Below are 745 nucleotides of genomic sequence, written 5' to 3'. Positions count from 1 at the left end.
CCAATCAAGCGACATGTAAAAATCATGAGTCAAGCGACCCCGTTCGATCCTTTTTGGGAAGGTTTTCTCAATGAACGTAAGGTGAAAAATACAGGTCGTAACTCATGGTTTGATCCTGTCGCCACTGCTTTGTGAGTTGCTGGGTAACAATAACGCCTTAGTGGAGGCTTGAGCCGTATGCAGTGAAAGTTGCACGTACGGTTCTTAGGAGGGCGGCATCTGGTAACAGGTGTCGCCTATCCGACAAAACCCTCTCAGGTTGATTTTTTTACCCGTGGCACTTTCTAGCTCGAAAGTGCCCCAATATATGGTACGTCCCGTTATTGCAAGTAGAGTTAAAAATAACGAGCTGATTTGCGCTAATATATTCAGAGTCTATTAGAGACTGTCATTAGTCTCAGCTCTATGATGAGGTGTGCGCCAGACTGTCCTCACAAAATGAAAAGCATATTAAGTTGCTGTTTGGGGCAACAGGTCTTCAGTCTGGTGGTCTAACCGTTGTGTCATCTTTAATTCTCATTGCAAATTCTGATTATGTTCTTATTTCAAAAGACTTTTTATGGACTAAAATTGCCCACGCTATACGGGCTATCTTGTTGGCTAGTGCTACCACAGCCACGTTGAAAGGTTTTCGTTTCTTAAGTTCAATAAGCCATGAACCAAAATATTTTTCGACTGACTTATCTCTCCATAAAATTGACCTTGCGGCATGGATAAATAACGTTCTCAGTTCTTTATTTCCTCG

1 pseudogene is annotated in these 745 nt (G+C 42.3%); it reads right to left on the bottom strand.

The window, feature by feature from the left end:
- Nucleotides 1–532: 532 nt before the first annotated feature.
- A pseudogene (locus L1D55_RS27460) lies at nucleotides 533–745 on the bottom strand (IS110 family transposase); the annotation flags it as partial.

The organism is Vibrio sp. Isolate22 (genome assembly GCF_022398115.1).
Classification (GTDB): Bacteria; Pseudomonadota; Gammaproteobacteria; order Enterobacterales; family Vibrionaceae; genus Vibrio.
This window is presented reverse-complemented; position numbering and strand designations above follow the sequence as displayed.